The organism is Paenibacillus sp. FSL H3-0457 (assembly GCF_037981725.1).
Taxonomy (GTDB): Bacteria; Bacillota; Bacilli; order Paenibacillales; family Paenibacillaceae; genus Paenibacillus; species Paenibacillus amylolyticus.
In genome coordinates, this window is record NZ_CP150283.1 from 6,428,257 (window position 1) to 6,445,741 (window position 17,485).

Genomic DNA, 17,485 nt, shown 5'->3' on the forward strand with positions numbered 1-17,485 from the left:
CTTGTACCAGTACAATCTTCTTTAGCAATTTCAGGTGCACAAGAAAAAGGCGTCTCCATTGGCTTATTGCCCTGGAGACGCCTTTTACGTTCATAGATTTAAGTTTACTGCTAACCTATCGTCCTACCTATGCGCTTCACATTACGCCTTCGGCAGTTGGAATGAGCTTTTCAGGGATACGACCCGGTTAAATACCGGACGTCCTGGCTCGGAATGTTTTGGATCTACACTGAAGTAACCGTGACGGAAGAATTGGAATTTATCCTGAGCGTTTGCTTCCTTCATCTCTTGTTCCACAAACCCGTTAACAATCTCAAGGGAGTTCGGGTTCAATTGATCCAGGAACGTTTTCTCCGGTTGCTCTTCCACAACCTCAGCTTCAGCCCCAGCTACTGCCACTTCGACCTCTGCTTCCGGTGCTTCATCCAGGATCAACGGCTCGTACAGACGGAATTCAGCAGGTACCGCTTGAGTCGCTTCTACCCAGTGGATTGTTCCTTTGACTTTACGGCCAGTAAAGCCACTGCCGCTCTTTGTCTCCACATCATAGGTACAATGAATCTCAGTCACATTACCTTCTGCATCTTTGATCACATCGTTACATTTGATGAAGTATGCATGTTTCAGACGAACTTCGTTGCCAGGGAACAAACGGAAATATTTGTTCGGCGGATTCTCCATGAAATCGTCTTGTTCAATATAAATCTCACGGGAGAACGGAATTTGGCGATTACCCATCTCCGGGTTCTCCACATTGTTCTCTGCTTCAAGCCATTCCACTTGCCCTTCAGGGTAGTTGGTAATGACCACTTTAAGCGGATGCAGCACAGCCATCGTACGCGGAGCTTTCAGTTTCAAATCTTCACGCACAAAGTGCTCCAGCGTTTGCAGGTCGATAACTCCATAGTTTTTGGAAATGCCTGTCTCATATACAAAATCACGAATAGCTTCCGGTGTATAACCCCGGCGGCGCAGACCCGAAATCGTTGGCATACGTGGATCATCCCATCCATCCACATGTCCTTCATCTACGAGCAGTTTCAGCTTCCGCTTACTTGTCACCATCTGGGACAGATTCAGCCGACCAAATTCATATTGACGTGGTTGGTTCTCCATCTCACACTCGGCAATAACCCAATCGTAGAATGGACGTTGATCCTCGAACTCCAGGGAACAGAGGGAATGCGTTACACCTTCAATTGCATCTTCAAGCGGGTGAGCAAAGGCGTACATTGGATAGATACACCATTTGTCGCCCGTGTTATGATGATGTGCATGAGAAATCCGGTAAATAACCGGATCGCGCAGATTGATATTCGGTGCAGACATATCGATCTTGGCACGCAGCACTTTCTCTCCGTTCTTGAATTCACCTGCACGCATACGTGTGAACAGGTCGAGATTCTCTTCCACCGAACGATCACGGTACGGGCTGTTCTTACCCGGCTCCGTCAGCGTTCCGCGCATTTCACGGATTTCGTCGGCGCTTTGGTCGTCGATGTAGGCTTTACCTTTTTTAATCAACAAGACAGCACGGTTGTACATCTCGTCAAAATAATCCGAGGCAAAACGTTTCTCATTCCACTCGTATCCGAGCCATTTCACGTCTTCCTGAATCGATTGAACGTACTCTACATCTTCCTTGACCGGGTTTGTGTCATCAAAGCGCAGATTCGTTTTGCCGCCAAATTCGCCGCCCAGTGTAAAGTTAATCCAGATCGCCTTGGCATGGCCGATATGCAGATAACCGTTCGGTTCCGGAGGAAAACGGGTAATAACTTCCTGGACTTTCCCAGACCGGAGATCTTCGGTAATAATATTTTTGATAAAGTTAGGTGGGGTTGTACGATTGTCCACAGGTATCAAACCTTTCATGAATGGATTGGAGCCTTAGGGAATTGCAGCAATTCCGGCTATAATTCCTTAATAACGAAGTCATTTCCTGAAAAAATCTATTTTCTTGGAAAGTTTCGTACGCGTTTCATTTAAATATACCTTTAACGGGGGAGGAGTTCAATAAAGAACGGCACCAAAGTCAGGATAAGCCGTGCATAAATAGGCCCTAAACCATTTTGACGGGTTCGCTCGAATCATGTAGCATGATAGTAAAAACAAATTAAAGGGAGGGTTTCCCATTCCATCGAACTCGCTTAAACTGACCAAAGAACAGCAGGATGAAGCCATTCGCACCATCCAGTCGTATTTCGAAGAGGAACGTGGCGAAGAACTCGGCGATCTGGCCGCTTGGGGTGTCCTCGACCTGTTCATGACACAGCTCGCTCCCTACATATATAATCAGGCACTCCGTGACGCACGCACAACAGTCAATCAACGCATGGCCTCAATGGAAGAAGACCTGTTTGCACTGGAGCAAAAGTTACCCAAGACTTCCCGTTAATCCACTACAAATACGTGTTCAAAAAATCTGGTTTTCATATTCGATGCTGATAATGCCGTTAGGCATGATTCGTAATCAAAAGTGGACTTTTTTGAACAACACTATACAAAGAAAGAAGGTTGCATTCATGTTTACCTATTCATTGGATGAATATACCGAACTCCGGCCACTGGCCATGGAACATACCAAACCGCTGTTCGAACTGACGGATCGCTCGCGGGATCAACTGAGACATTGGTTGCCGTGGGTGGATCATGTGACAGAAGTGGAACACACCTCGAACTTTATTACCAACGCGTTAAAACAAGGCGCCGAGAATGGCGGATTCACCGCCGGAGTATGGTCAAAAGGGGATCTAGCCGGCGTCATTGGATTCCACGAAATTAACTGGACCAATCGCTCGGTAAGCATCGGATATTGGCTTGGCAAAGGCTTTGAGGGTCAGGGCTTGATGACAAGCGCTTGTCGCGTTCTGGTTGATTATGCTCTGGTGACCCTCGATCTGAATCGCGTCGAGATTCGCTCGGCAACAAATAACAAACGGAGTCGCGCTATCCCTGAAAGACTCGGATTTGTTCTCGAGGGTGTCATTCGTCAGGCAGAGAAACTGCCTAAAGGTTACGTGAACCATGCGGTGTACGGCATGCTTCAGCATGAATGGGAACTCTTGCGCTAATTCGCCTACATAATAAATCGGAGTGATCTCTCCCAACATAATGGATCAACACGAATACCCTCGATCTCCACAGAATGTGGTGACAGAGGGTATTTTATTGTATCCATGACTTTTATAGGGCTCGGACCATGCCACCATCCACGATCAATGAGGTTCCGGTAATGTACGTATTGGCCCCGGATAACAGGAACACCACCGCTTTGGCAAACTCCTCTGGTTGACCATAACGGCCCAGTGGAATCTCTTTACGGAATTGGTCAGATACCTCTTCCTCACTGATTCCGTTCTGCTCAGCCCGTGCTGCATCGAGCTCACGTATACGGTCTGTTGCAATACGTCCCGGCGCCACCGTGTTGATCAAAATTCCGTATGGAGCCAGCTCCTGGGATAACGTCTTCGCCAACCCAAACACGCCGGTACGGAACGTGTTGGACAGCACCAGACCCGGAATGGGCTGTTTCACCGAAGTTGAAGCGATATTGACAATGTGTCCTCCGCTTTCTTTCATATAAGGAAGAGCGCCACGAATCAGCCTTACATAACTGAGCACATTTAATTCAAATGCACGTTCCCAATCTTCATCCGTCAGTGACTCAAATGAACCCGATGGCGGGCCACCCGAATTGTTCACCAGAATATCAATCTGTCCGAACATTTCTGCTGTATTGTGAATCAGAGCCTCAATATCTTCCTTGCGTGTCACATCGGTTGCACAATATTCCACACGTCCGCCACCACCAAGCGCCAGAAGCTCCTGCTTCACTGCTGCGAGCTTTTCTTCGCTCCGGCTGGCAAGCATGACGTCAGCACCTTCTGCTGCCAATTGAGCAGCCACCGCTTTGCCTAGCCCGCGACTGGAAGCCAGCACCAATGCTTTTTTACCCCTAAGTCCCATATCCATCGTTGTTCCTCCTCCTCAGCTATGTTTCTATTTGGTCTGGATAAAATAACCCATAAGAATATCGTCCACATACTTGTCTCCGATATAAAACTCGGAAACCAACCTGCCTTCCGTCACAAATCCACACTGTGTATAAAACGTGATGGCTCCCGGATTGCTGGAAAGTACGCGCAGCCTGAGCTTGCGAACGCCTTGTTGGGCCGCATGCTGCTTAATGGCATCCATCAAAGCTGTGGCAATTCCACAACGCCGATCATGAGGATGAACTGCAATATGAATCTCATAGACATGACGGTTGACCGGCATACCTGTGGCTGGCTGAAAGCCCACATAACCACATACCCGCTCTCCCTGCACCGCAATCAATTGACTGCCTGGCGGGCAATGCTGCAGATAGTGCTGTCTGGAACGCCAATGCATCGGTGCAGGAGAGGTGTATTTGTCCCATACCAGGGCATCCAACTCCATTAGCTGGGCTGCATCTTTAATCTCGGATGGACGAATCGTAAATGTATGGCTGGTAAGCATAATGATTCAACCTTTCGTGCTATAGTCGACAACGCTGTGCGTTACAACGTCGGGAGATTTAAGAAATTATGAGAGTTAAGAAATTTAAGAAACTTAGAAATACGTTGTTCGTTTGCTTCACTGTTTACATATGTTCGTTCTATATATTGTAGCATAGCCTCAGCTTTGACTAAAATTCCACTCGGTATTGAACCTTTTCGCAAAATAAAATAAACACTTAACCTTGCCGTTACGTCATAGTTTATACTGATTCGATAAGGAGGGGGTGCATGATGAATATCAAAGAGGCAGCAAGCAGGCTTGGTATATCGGCGAGAGCCATTCGTTTTTATGAGGAAAAAGGATTAATTCTCCCCGCCAAACAGTCCAGTAACGGTTATCGCACATACACCGAGAATGATATCTGGCGGCTTCAGACCATTGCTGCGTTGCGTGAGATTGGCATGTCGCTACAGGATATTACACATGCGCTCGGAGAGATTGATCAAGGAAACCAGCAGCGGCTGGAAGAATATCTGGAACTGCAACAGGCCGTCATATATGCCCAGTGGATTGAGCTCAAACGTATGATGGATACAACCCAGCGCATGATTGACCTGAATCGTCAGGATGGTCCACTGGATGTCAGCCATCTGCACGATCTCGCGGACAGTGCCCGTCGCCTGCGTGAAGCACGGCAGAACTGGCATGATCGGTGGAATTATGACACGCAGGCAGCCATCCATGATCAGCGAGTGCAGGCAGAAGGCAGAGTCAGTACTGAACATCCCAATTCAGAGGACAATCATCATTCGGACAACACCTCGCCTATAAGCAATGAGATTGAAGTTTCACATCCATATCAGGATACAGATCATTCCACGCCGAGCGATTCCAATGATACGGTACAGTGTTCCTTTTATCTGTATCACAACTATGACGAAGCGCTCGAACAGACAGCTCATTGGATCTCTCCCGCCCTTGGTGAGAAAGGACTCGATATTGGTACAGGCACAGGTAATCTGGCTGGGAAACTGCTACAGCACGGCGCAGACATGACTGCAATCGACCAATCCCGGGAGATGCTACGCAGATGTCGTACCAAATATCCTGAGATGCATGTGAAACTTGGTAATTTCCTGGCGCTGCCTTTTGCCGATCATTCCTTCGATTTTGTTGTATCCAGCTTTGCTTTCCATCATCTGAGTCCAGATCAACAACTATTGGCCTTACAGGAGATGCAGCGGGTATTAACCTCGCGCGGACGTATCAGCCTAACCGATCTGATGTTTGTTGATGCGACTCACCGTGATTCCTATATTCGGCAGGCAGAAACCACAGGACACGAGGAACAGCTGCGCGCCTTGCGTGAGCGTCACTTCCCTCTGTTGGGTGAGCTATGCAGCTGGCTGGAACAACAGGGCTATGTAACCAAGCATGTGCGGCATAATGAGCTGTTGCATACGTTGCTGGCAGTTCCGCTGCGGTGAGCCATCATGAGCATATGCCAAAAAGGCCATCCCGCCTTGAATAAAGGAGGATGACCTTGGTATACATCATGCTATGAAATTACATATAAATATCAACAACCGTACGCTCAGTTGCACTGCGTGCTTGTCTGAACTCATCAAGCGAGATGCTTACCCCGCCCTGACGGTAACGGTTCGCTGTACGCTCGGTACGAATGTCCTTGCCATTCACCGCTACACGGCTCACAGCACCTTCATTCAAGTGATAGATAAACGTCACCGGCTCACCCGCATACTCGAATTCGAATTGCATGCCGTTCAGCTCAGCTGGCAATACCGGGTCAATGACCAGATCGCCGCCCTCTTGACGAATGCCAAGTGCATTAGAGATCAGCTGGTTCATGTAGATTCCAGGGCCGCTGGAGTAGATTCTCCATCCGCCTTTCACCTGTACAGTACCTTTACGAAGCTGGTCAAAATGCTCCTGTGCCTCGTAACGCGTATTAAACTTGCCGTCCGAACTACTAAAGTACGAGTTCGCTTGGCGAATCTCCGCGTTAGGTACAACCTCGCCGATACCAACCGGGTTGATCATCGCGAGACCATTCCACACCTGATCTGTCTTACCGAGCTTCGCCATCGCTTCCACATAACGGATATGAGCATGAACATATTGCAAACCAATCTCACGTCCGAAGTTGGATGCTTGCTCTGCACGTTTGAAGTGTGTGCTTACACCACCAGCATATTGAGCTGGACGATTCATCAGACGCACCCCATCCGGGCATAGGAACTGTTCACGGATCAAGGCATAATGTGATTCTGCTTGCTCCGCGTTCAGCAATTCACCGATCATGCTGCGCGTCATTGGCAACAGACGATATTGAATGCCTGTCTCTGTGTCCGTTGGATGAAGCATAAGCTTCGCTTGGTCCGCTTCTTCCATGTATACAAAGCCTGGAATCACATCTGTGCCCAGCATGTAACGGTTAAAGTCCTCACGGATGCCTTGAGCCAGCACGTCAAGCTCCTGTGCAAAGTCCGCATCTTTGAATTTCAGCGCTTGCGAGAGCACGTTCACGGACTGATACGTCAATGCCACAGTCCAACTGCTCACCATGTATTGCTTCAACTGTGCATTGGCTGGTTGGAGCGTATCATCCCAGTCACCATCGCCGTAGGAAGACAGGAACGTATCGTGCAGGAAGTGCGAACGGATATATTCAATCTCTTTTTTCGCGTGATCCAGTACAGTTGCCGTCTCTTCCGTGAACCCGAAGCTATGCTTGACGGTATAAGGTACTTTCTCATCCAGGATTGCATAGTCGCGAGTCGCTGTCAGGTAGTCCGCCAATACTTTCAACGGCCATACGATGATGTCGCCATGACTCTCTTCCTGTTGAATCGCAAAGTATTTATCAAACATGAACCATTGCGGCCAGTTACCATCATCTTCATATTGGTGGGTATAAACCATTTTGATGATATCGCGAACTTGCTCATATTTTTGCGTAGCCATAAAGTACTCTACCGGACCTTGGCACACATCCCGTGTACCCCAAGCCGCGCCGCCATACTGCTCCAAACCGTGAGGCACGGAGTAGTGAACCAGCATATTGTGGGTGTACCACCAAGCCAGCGCATTTACTTTGAACAGATCCTCAGCACTCTGACCTTCGCCACGGGACAAACGGAACCCGTTCATCACACCTGCGAAGAACTCGCGGTATGCCTGCACTTCCTCTTCAAACGTCAGGCTTGAACCTGCTACCACTCCGCTGTCCGCTTGGCCTTCCAATACCCCTTGTACCTTCAGCGTCCATTCAGCACTTGCTTCCAGACTAAGCGTAACCAGTGATGCGGAACCACTGCGGATACCACTTGCCAGCAACGTTTCGTCTCCTACATTCACAGCTGCGCCGTCCACCGACATGCGGTATTGCAGATCTGGATACGTTCCTGCACTAATCGCTTGTGGATCAGCCTTGAAGATCAATGTATCGCCATCCTGCGTCATATGCAGCGGATACTCGTATTCATTCACATTCATCGTAATCTGGTTTGTTACCAGGTAACGGTATGCTGTGCCACTTGTGGAGCGTACGTTCATGCTCACTTCGGTGGTGTGTGCCCCTGTATAGTTCGTTACGATGATCGTATCGGATGCCGTTTTGTAGATCCAACGTACATAGTTGAAACCAATTTCGAACAGGGAAGGCATCGTCAGCAGACGATATTGTCCGTCCATTTCCACATAGATGCGTTGTCCCGCCGTTTTCGGCACGTTTAATGCATTGCGAGCATTACTGATCATTTTATTAAAATTGGTGTTACCAATAACGAGTTGTGAGTTGAAAATACCGTACATATACGATGTTGTCGTAATAACCTGTGCTCCAAGTTGCACGTTGCCACCACTCATCAGAATGTGACCGTGTGGACGCTCTACGAGCAATTCTTTTGCTTTCAGAACGATATGCTCATAACTGCCTGTGAAGAAGGACAACAGTTCCTCACCGCTGTGCTCTTCCTGATGACGATCAGGGAACAGTTCATGAATCTCATCTTGTGTCAGATCAAGTGTAACCAGTGGTTCACCCAAGAAGGAGGACAGTTTCACCTGTTCCAACGTATCGCCGTTTTCCACAGTCAGAGCCTGTACTTCATTCCATGCTGCTGTAACTTCATCTCCGAACTCCAGTGCAGAGATTCCTTCGGCATGATTAGGCTTCGCCAGTCCATAGAAGACCACCTGAGCTTCTCCGTTCAGATTCAGCAGTTCAGATTGCAATGCCGTATAGGCAAATTCATACTGATATGTCTCATTTGCCAGCGTTGGGTGATTCAAGCTCTCTGGTTGATTCGTTTCCTTGTATGACAGACCGAAGAATTGGAATCCATCTGTGGAGTAACCAACTGCTTTGGTCAGGGAACCTTGTTGCATATATGGAAATGCACCGCCCTGAGGCTGGTTTTGACGGGAACAAACGACATAACCTTTCGCCTCATCTTCAAACACCGTATGGTCAATGTATTGTGACAGATAAGCCTCATTACTGCGTACCGCACCTGGATCTGCAAGCCCAACATCCTGTCCGTATACCACATCTACGTTATGTTGTTGTCCTGTGAGCTTCACATCCCAGAACCATACACCTTGAGGTGTAGCTGTAAATACGACCTGATAGCCAATGCCTTTTTCGCTACCTTCCAGCTGGACTGTGCCCTCCCAGATCAACTGGTTGCTGGATTGTGCCTTGCTTGTAATCACCTTGCTGTTCGAACGTACACCGAGCAACGGGAACGAGCTGATATTCTCTCCCTCATGTACACGCAGGTACAGGTTGTTCAAAGATCCATCAATCTGGTTGCTGAGCAACTGGTTCAACATCGTTGTACCGGATGTAGCCTGATATAGGTCGCCACTGTTCAAAAAGGTAAAGGATAACTCTCCGGCACTTAACCGGATCGGTTCATTAATCATCGTTGTCATAAGGTTCACTCCTTGAATTAGTTAAAATCGAAACGTTTCGATAAATCTGAAAAAGAATAGGGGCCTCTTCAAACCGGCTTTTTACAGCCCGTCCGGACGATAACCCCATCATTAAACTTTCACTTCAGCATGCAGGCAGTTCTTTGTTGTTCAGACTCAGTCTAAACCGAACGTACAGAGCTGCGCTCGATCATATTAATCGTTAACGTATATGAAGGGTCAACCGCTTCGCCATTGAGCATCTGGAATAACAGATGTCCGGCGAGCGACCCGGCTTCATGCTTCGGCTGGCGTATCGTTGTCAGCGGTGGATGCACATATTCGGACAACTGAATATCATCAAAACCGATCACGGAAATATCATTTGGCACCGATACACCACGCTCTTCCAATGCCTTCAGGCCACCAATCGCCATCTCATCGTTACCGTAAAATACCGCTGAGGGAAGATCGCCCTGCATGATCATCATTTTGGTTGCACTGTATCCGCCCTCACGTACAAAATTACCGTTCAGACGCCATTTGGACTTTTCTTCAAGTCCCGCTTCCCGCATCGCTCGCAGATACCCTTGGTAACGGAGCGCGTTGTCATACGAGTTGGATGGGCCACTGATATAAGCAATCTTCTGATGTCCTGCCTGGATCAGGTGGCGGGTTGCAAGGTAACCACCCTGCTCTCCATCCACCAACACGTTGACCAGATGGTCACTCGACAGCTGACGATCCATCACAATGATCGGAAAACGATGACCGGCAGATTCCACCAGAATATCATCATGGATGTTATGCGCCAGGATGATGGCTCCATCTACTCTTTTTTCACGCAAAAATCGCACTGCCGTTGAGTCCCGTCCACCCATGGAGCTGCACGCAATCAGGTCATACCCGTTCGCAAGGGCTACATCCTGTACACTACGGATCAACTCCGAGTAATACGGGCCCGACAGATCGGTCAGGATCAAAGCGATCGTGTTCGTCCGGCTCCGTTTCAGGTCCATGGCAAAGCCGTTCTTGCGGTAATTCAGTTCTCGTGCTGCCTCAAGCACTTTAGCCTTGGTCTTGGCACTAACCTTGCTATCCCCGCTCAGCGCATAGGAAGCAGTCGAGAGTGCTACACCTGCCAGCTTTGCCACATCCTTAATCGTTGCCATTCCACGTTCGCTCCTTCTAAACTAAAACAAATTCAAGGTTATCTACATTTTATACGATACATGGTTCGAACAACCACTAAATCCTTCATTATCGTTTATTAATCTTTATACATATCATAGCGATGGATGTCAATCGAAACGTTTCGAGGTGTTCTCAAAAAAAATCCTCGTTCCCATCCTTATGGGGCCACGGTTGAATGCGTCCCGTTCCAATCCATACCATTAGTGATGGTCATGACACGTCTTTCAATCTGGCGCTCTATAAACAGTTCGTGCCTAATACAATGAAACTGGCAGTAAACGCCAGATTGAAACGTTTCGACATTTTCATTATAGTCGGTGTTGATAGCGATTTCAACCACTTTATCTATTTTTCAAATAAAAAGTTGATTTGTTCAATCTGTCCATCCACGTCACTCCGTTTATAGTATATACTGCATAATAGTCGAGATCCGAGAATTACGCCAGTACACCAGGGGCATGAGACGAATACTGTCCCTGCTGACTTATGTAAGGAGACAGTTATCTAATGAATATTTCCAAGCCTATTTATCATAAAAAATCGCTGTCCCGTCCCATTTCCTTGCAGAAGATTCAGTCCGTACCTGTTGCCCACTTCAAGCTGTGCCATCTGGTGCAGCTTCACGACCGCGAGGCATTCTCCCGCATAGATGAGATGTGGAGCACTCTTCATGTGCTATACGTCATTACTGCTGGCCAGGCCAGGCTGATCAGTACAGAGGGTAAACTGACATTAAATGCAGGCTGTGCAGTCGTTCGGCAAGCTGGAAGCCTGCTTCAGCACGAGAACAAGCGCGGCTCCCTGTCGCCAGTACAGGGCATTGCTATTGCTTTTGATTCCACTGAAAATGAACAGCTGTTCTGGCCGTTCGGGATACCAGTTCCCATTGCGAGTCGTACTCTCACCGACAGGGCAGTAGAGCTGGTTCAAGCCAGTACGGCAGGCCGTGATTCCAGCCCCTTCAGGCCACATATGCTTTTCTATGAGTTACTGGATATTTTACGGGATCATGTGGCTCATTCTGCTCATGAAGATCACTCCTGGCTTGATGCCGTGCTTAGACATATCCATCAGATGTATACCCATCCGCTGACCCGCGAACAATTGGCTAGGGATGCAAATGTGAGTCCTGAGCATTTTTCACGGGAGTTCAAGAAACATACAGGTCTTACGTTTGTTGAATATGTGACCCGTCTCAGAATCAGGATGGCTCAGGAACATCTGTTGTTCGCGAACCCTACACTACAGGAGATTGCACAACTGACAGGCTACAGGGACACCTTTTATCTGAGCCGCAAATTCAAACAGATGGTTGGATCAGCACCAACACACTACCGGAAAATGCCCAAAAAGATTGTATCTTTGACTTACAATTATACGGCCTCACTTCTGGCACTGGGCCACACTCCCCACATGGGCGCCGTAGCAAGCTGGATGGAAGAAAAACTGGGGGAACTTGGTCATGATGGTCATGAGCAATTTGAGCAACATTCCGAATATGAGCTGGTTAAACATACGGATCTGATTGCAAACGCTCAGCCCGATGTCATTATCGGGTATGCACCGCATCCCGCTTCCGATGAACTACGTCTGATCGCACCGACCATTCTAATGCCTTTTGAGGAACTCGATTGGCAGGAGCAGCTTCTTCTTTTGGGTCGAATCACAGGGCTTGAGTCCAATGCACAAGCTTTGTTAGATCAATATCATCAACTTGAGCAAGAAGCCAATCATACGTTGGACCAACAAATGGAAGGAACACGAGGGTCCGCCGTTTGCATGTTTATGATTGGAGAAGACGGGGCTTATATCTACGGTCATGGCTGGGGCAGAGCTTCTCATGTGCTGTATCAATCGCTGGGCTTCACTCCGCCCTCACGTATGGAGCAGGATGGACAGTTACTTACGGGGTACGTTCATGTTCCGTTGTCCGAGATTCACTTGTATGCCGCAGATCACATGTTTGTCGCCTTCCCTGAGGAACCTGCCGAACGAGAAATGCTGGATAACTTGCTGAATCAGGAATCTTGGGGCACCCTCTCTGCCGTTCGTGAAGGACGCGTATACGAGATTGATGCCGACATGTTCTATGGATTTGATCCCCTGTCCGTTATGGAGCAGTTGCAGCATATCATGCGTCACCTCACATCATAATTGTCCATGCTGTAGTGATCATAGTTGTCCATGTACAAATATCACATCTTCCTCTATGTTATTAATGAGAATAATAATCATTATTGATTATACACAGGGGGAACAAAATATGTTTGCTGCAAAAAAACGCTTTTCCGGCTTGCTTCTTATGCTCGCCATCATTATGATTCTGGCTGCATGTAGCAGCGGAACAGGCTCGACTGCCACTGAACAGACATCGGCAGCGGGAACCGAAACAACAACAACAGCCTCTTCCGAGACGAACACAGACACGTCGTCCGGTTCAGACAATTCAAATGCTACACGGATCTACAAGTCATTAAGCGGAGATGTTGAAATTCCGGCTGAACCGAAACGAATCGTTACCGATATGTACGTAAGTGATCTGCTCGCACTGGGTGTGAAACCCGTTGGTGCTGTTCAATATTATTTGGAAAACCCGTTCTATGCAGATCAGGTAGCGGGCATAGAGAGTATTGGTGATCGGGCGGCGGTATCCATGGAGAAGGTTGTTGCCTTGAACCCGGATCTGATCATTACCTACTCTGATCAGGCCAGCGAAATTGAGAGTTATCAAAAAATCGCACCGACCGTGGTCATTCCGTATGGTACTTTCACCAATGTACACGACGAAATCCGGGGATTCGGAGAGCTGATGAACAAATCCGAAGCAGCCGAAGCTTGGCTGAAAACGTACGATGAACGGATTGAAGCCGCTCGCGCTAAGGTGAAAACAGTCATTAAACCGGAGGAAACCTTCTCCATCCTTGAAGTATCCGACAAAAGTTATTATGGATATGGAGACAATTTTGGTCGAGGAGGACAAGCGGTCTACAGTGCTTTGCAACTTGCCCCACTCGAAATCACCAAAAAAGAACTGATGGGTGATACCCAATGGAAAGAAATTTCGCGTGAAGTTGTTGGTGATTATGCAGGGGATCATATCTTCTTAACCGTTGGAGAGAACACTAAAAATTACCAAGGTGACTCCATCTGGCAATCCCTGCCGGCTGTGAAAAACAATCAGGTGTATGAGTTGCTGGAAGACCGTTACTGGTACTTCGACCCGATTGCGATTCAAGGTCAGGCTGAAGAATTTGCCGATATGATCGTAGAACGTGCCGAGCAAAACCGTAAATAACATAAGCATGAATACAGGTGTCCGGACAGGCTAATTATCCTGCTCGGACATTTATGTCATATTGAGGAGGACTTACATATGCTTCGCCGTTTTATGTCTTATTATCGTCCTTACAAAAGACTCTTTATCTTGGACTTCTCCTGTGCCATCGCTGCCGCTCTGCTGGAGCTGGCCTTTCCACTCGCCGTTAACCGGGTGGTCGATCAACTGCTTCCGGCTGGCAATTGGTCCATGATCTTAGCGGCGTGTGTTGGGTTGCTCGGCATCTACCTGCTCAGTTCCTTTTTCCATTATGCAGTGACCTATTGGGGCCACAAGCTTGGTATTAACATCGAATCCGATATGCGGCGTGAACTGTTCCAGCGTGTACAGAAACAGTCCTTCCGCTTCTTCGATAACAATAAGACCGGGCATCTGGTCTCCCGCATGACCAACGATCTGATGGATATTGGTGAGATCGCGCATCACGGACCCGAGGATCTATTCATTGCCCTCATGACACTCGCCGGAGCTTTCGGGATTATGCTGGGGATCAACTGGCAGCTCGCTGTGATGACGTTTATCATTGTGCCGCTGATGATCTACCTGTCGCTGTATTTCAGTCGCAAAATGTCCAAGGCGTTCAAGCGCATGTTTGCGGATATCGCCGATTATAACGCACGGGTTGAGAACAATGTGAGCGGCATCCGTGTGGTACAAGCTTTTGCCAATGAAAAACATGAAGTAGGACGTTTCGTTGAGAACAACGAACGTTTCCGGCTTACAAAACTAATCACCTACCGTATTATGGCCTGGAACTCTTCACTCAGTTTTATCCTGATGAAATTTGTATCGCTGTTTGTACTGGTATGTGGAACCTGGTTTGTCATTCAAGGCAGTATGACCTACGGGGAATTCATCGCTTTTGTGATGCTCTCCAATGTATTCCTCGGACCGATCGAGAAGATTAACTCCGTCATCGAGACGTATCCCAAAGGCATCGCCGGATTCAGACGTTACCTGGAGCTTCTTGAAGCTGTACCGGATGTAGAAGATACACCACAAGCGAAACCGATTCCGGATGTCAAAGGAGATATTGCTTTCCATAACGTTACCTTTTCTTATGGAGAACACAAACCTACGCTGTCTCAGGTTAATCTGGATATTCAGGCAGGCCAGACGGTTGCTCTGGTTGGACCTTCGGGCGGAGGTAAAACGACGTTATGCAGTCTGATCCCACGCTTCTACGATGTGGATGCAGGACATATCTCCATTGATGGCATTCCGGTGAAGGACATGACGCTGGAATCAATGCGCTCCCATATCGGGATTGTGCAGCAGGATATTTTCCTGTTTGATGGAACGATTCGAGAAAATATTGCATACGGCAAACTGAATGCTTCCGATGAGGAAATCTGGCAAGCCATTCGCCGGGCCCAATTGGAAGAGCTGGTACAATCCCAGCCAGATGGACTGGACACCATGATCGGTGAACGTGGCGTGAAATTGTCCGGCGGACAGAAGCAACGTTTGTCCATCGCCAGAATGATCCTGAAAAACCCGCCAATTCTCATTCTGGATGAAGCTACATCCGCTCTCGATACCGAGACGGAGGCTGCCATTCAACTGGCGTTGTCCGAGCTGGCTCAAGGCCGTACGACATTGGTGATTGCCCATCGACTGGCGACCATTAGACATGCCGATCGCATCGTGGTGGTGGAGAACGGCAGCGTAGCCGAACAAGGAAGTCATGAAGAACTGCTCGCGCGTAAAGGCTCGTACAGCCGACTGCATCAAGCCCAGTTTGGGTGAATACGTAAATACAACGACAAAACAACCTTCCCTCAAAACTAGAGGTGAAGGTTGTTTTATTCATTTCAGGTATCCTTTGGATTTCCAAAATCGTTTTGCAAATGATTCAGCAGCGTAAGGCAGCTCCCCATTCAGTAAATCCTCATTCGCTTGAATGAGCACTTTGCGTCCATGTTCCAGCAATTGAACGGCATGCAGTAACTGAGAGCCGCCGATGTAATGAAGTTCAAGCAACAATGGATCTTCTTCCTCGTCATCCTGAGCCGAGTATTCGATCAACACACTTTCCGTACCGTCCGCATGCTGATGCAGAGTATAGTAGTATTTCTCCACATGCGTCTCCCCTTGTTTATCCACATACTCTCTTCCAATACGTAGCATGGCTGGCTGAAGAACACCATCAGACATCTGACCTGCTTGTCGAAATGCATAATATAACTCTCCAATCCACAGCCCGTGCCGATCATCATCATAATAATCGTCATATGGCTCCACGACAGGCAGTGCTAATAAATCGTGGATCAGTTGATGCGAAATTAAGGAACGGGCATACTGATAATTCGATACAGACTGCAACAAGGTGCTCCATCCTTGCTCGCTTAACTGCTGAATATCAGCAGGTGAGTTCTCCGAAAATACGTTCCATTCCGACTTCTCATTGTTTAGATAACGATATGCTCCTGAGATCATCCAGACAGGTTCACCCGGTTGTACGATATGTTTATCAGGAGAGTTGGAACCTTGATCTGATGGCTCCATCTTAAGCAACAATGCACAATTGTGGTCATCCTGAAAATACAGACTACGGAAATATCCCTCCGTATGCTCATCTCCATAGACCGATACTCGGCAAAATTGCTCGTCCAACCAAAATTCATAGCTGTTCAGTAACTCATCCTCCTCTCTTACAGGTAACAAAGATGGATGAGTAAGACGCTCTATGTTCTCAGCGGTAATCCGATGATCTTCGAACCAATCCGGCGCATCTGGCTCTGATTCATCAGCATGAATGTACTTTCGGTTGATTACAGGTTGTCCTTGTTGCAGCCTCTTTAACATTTCTTCTCGCCAAGGAAACGGCTCTGTATCTTCATCAATCACACATTCAGGAACCAATAACGCCAACATGTCAAAGCCCCGCCATGGTCCGAGATCCTCCCATTCTTCAAGCTGACGCTTCACATTACGCTGTCCTTGAACCTGAATCGTATATTGATCGGTACTTACCAGCAATCCACCTTCTACATTCCCTCTCACTGTCAATTCTCCATGGTTATAATCCCCCCAGAACATATCCTCCACATAGAGATTACCTGTAATATATATTTCCTGCCCACCCACGATCATATAGGGCGTTATGAGATTCCCAAGTACAACCAGATTTGAACTGGCCGCGTCGGAACTTGTATTTCCAATATAACGATCCACTGTCAGATTTCCTTCAACTAAGATCAAAAAGGGTCCTTCATCCAACAACAGTTCACTGATATGAAGATCACCAGAATGTAACCATACTTCCTCGGCTTCAAATTCACCGTTGTGCGCTTCATTCTGAGTGTACATCCAGCTCTCCTGAGGCAACTTCGTTTTCATATCGGCAAAAGACACCTTGTGACCTATCTGATGTATGGACATGTCCTGACACTCCTCATCCATTAATATATGGATAGAATCTATCTAATCTACAGATAGGACAACTACCCATTTTCATTATACTAGAGGAAATATACACCATTCCATAACAAAAACCCTCACCCGAGTAGAATGAAGGTTGAGCTTGTG

The 17,485-nt window shown here is 47.7% G+C and carries 12 protein-coding genes; 6 read left to right on the plus strand and 6 right to left on the minus strand.

Annotated elements, in window-relative coordinates; all coding sequences use genetic code 11:
- Positions 1-141: 141 nt before the first annotated feature.
- Entirely contained in the window at positions 142-1,875 is a 1,734-nt protein-coding gene (locus MHH25_RS28320; protein ID WP_076319261.1) for a glutamine--tRNA ligase/YqeY domain fusion protein, read from the minus strand.
- Positions 1,876-2,155: 280 nt separating this feature from the next.
- Between MHH25_RS28320 and MHH25_RS28325 the strand changes: the two genes are divergently transcribed.
- Entirely contained in the window at positions 2,156-2,398 is a 243-nt protein-coding gene (locus MHH25_RS28325; RefSeq protein ID WP_244988428.1) for a DUF2164 domain-containing protein, read from the plus strand.
- A 127-nt stretch (positions 2,399-2,525) separates the two neighbouring features.
- Positions 2,526-3,074, plus strand: a complete 549-nt coding sequence (locus tag MHH25_RS28330) for a GNAT family protein (RefSeq protein WP_036612698.1) — start codon at positions 2,526-2,528, stop codon at positions 3,072-3,074.
- 112 nt (positions 3,075-3,186) lie between these two features.
- Here MHH25_RS28330 and MHH25_RS28335 read toward each other — a convergent pair whose 3' ends face one another.
- A complete protein-coding gene (locus MHH25_RS28335) occupies positions 3,187-3,975 on the minus strand; it encodes an SDR family oxidoreductase (RefSeq protein WP_340018659.1) in 789 nt (262 codons plus the stop codon).
- A gap of 27 nt (positions 3,976-4,002) precedes the next feature.
- Positions 4,003-4,503: a GNAT family N-acetyltransferase gene (locus tag MHH25_RS28340; protein WP_091012846.1), complete on the minus strand. Its 501-nt coding sequence runs from the start codon at positions 4,501-4,503 to the stop codon at positions 4,003-4,005.
- A 269-nt stretch (positions 4,504-4,772) separates the two neighbouring features.
- Here MHH25_RS28340 and MHH25_RS28345 point away from each other — a divergent pair, with 269 nt between their 5' ends.
- On the plus strand, positions 4,773-5,972 hold the full coding sequence (locus MHH25_RS28345) for a methyltransferase domain-containing protein (protein WP_340018660.1): 1,200 nt from the start codon (positions 4,773-4,775) through the stop codon (positions 5,970-5,972).
- A gap of 79 nt (positions 5,973-6,051) precedes the next feature.
- On the opposite strand, the gene MHH25_RS28350 is transcribed toward MHH25_RS28345, so the two are convergent.
- The gene (locus MHH25_RS28350; RefSeq protein ID WP_047840751.1) at positions 6,052-9,444 is read right to left on the minus strand and encodes a cellobiose phosphorylase; all 3,393 of its coding nucleotides are present in this window, start codon (positions 9,442-9,444) and stop codon (positions 6,052-6,054) included.
- A gap of 161 nt (positions 9,445-9,605) precedes the next feature.
- On the minus strand, positions 9,606-10,595 hold the full coding sequence (locus MHH25_RS28355; RefSeq protein WP_036667797.1) for a LacI family DNA-binding transcriptional regulator: 990 nt from the start codon (positions 10,593-10,595) through the stop codon (positions 9,606-9,608).
- A 529-nt stretch (positions 10,596-11,124) separates the two neighbouring features.
- On the opposite strand from MHH25_RS28355, the gene MHH25_RS28360 reads away from it, so the two are divergent.
- The 3 genes from MHH25_RS28360 (at position 11,125) to MHH25_RS28370 (ending at position 15,703) form a co-directional block, all read left to right on the plus strand.
- Positions 11,125-12,771 (plus strand): AraC family transcriptional regulator, encoded by a 1,647-nt coding sequence (locus MHH25_RS28360; RefSeq protein ID WP_340018661.1) that lies wholly within the window; start codon positions 11,125-11,127, stop codon positions 12,769-12,771.
- Between the two features lie 109 nt (positions 12,772-12,880).
- A complete protein-coding gene (locus MHH25_RS28365) occupies positions 12,881-13,912 on the plus strand; it encodes an ABC transporter substrate-binding protein (protein ID WP_340018662.1) in 1,032 nt (343 codons plus the stop codon).
- 78 nt (positions 13,913-13,990) lie between these two features.
- Positions 13,991-15,703, plus strand: coding sequence for an ABC transporter ATP-binding protein (locus MHH25_RS28370; RefSeq protein WP_036667800.1), 1,713 nt, complete (start codon positions 13,991-13,993; stop codon positions 15,701-15,703).
- Between the two features lie 60 nt (positions 15,704-15,763).
- Here the strand turns inward: MHH25_RS28370 and MHH25_RS28375 are convergent, their stop codons facing one another.
- Positions 15,764-17,338, minus strand: a complete 1,575-nt coding sequence (locus MHH25_RS28375; protein WP_036667801.1) for a hypothetical protein — start codon at positions 17,336-17,338, stop codon at positions 15,764-15,766.
- Positions 17,339-17,485: the final 147 nt, after the last annotated feature.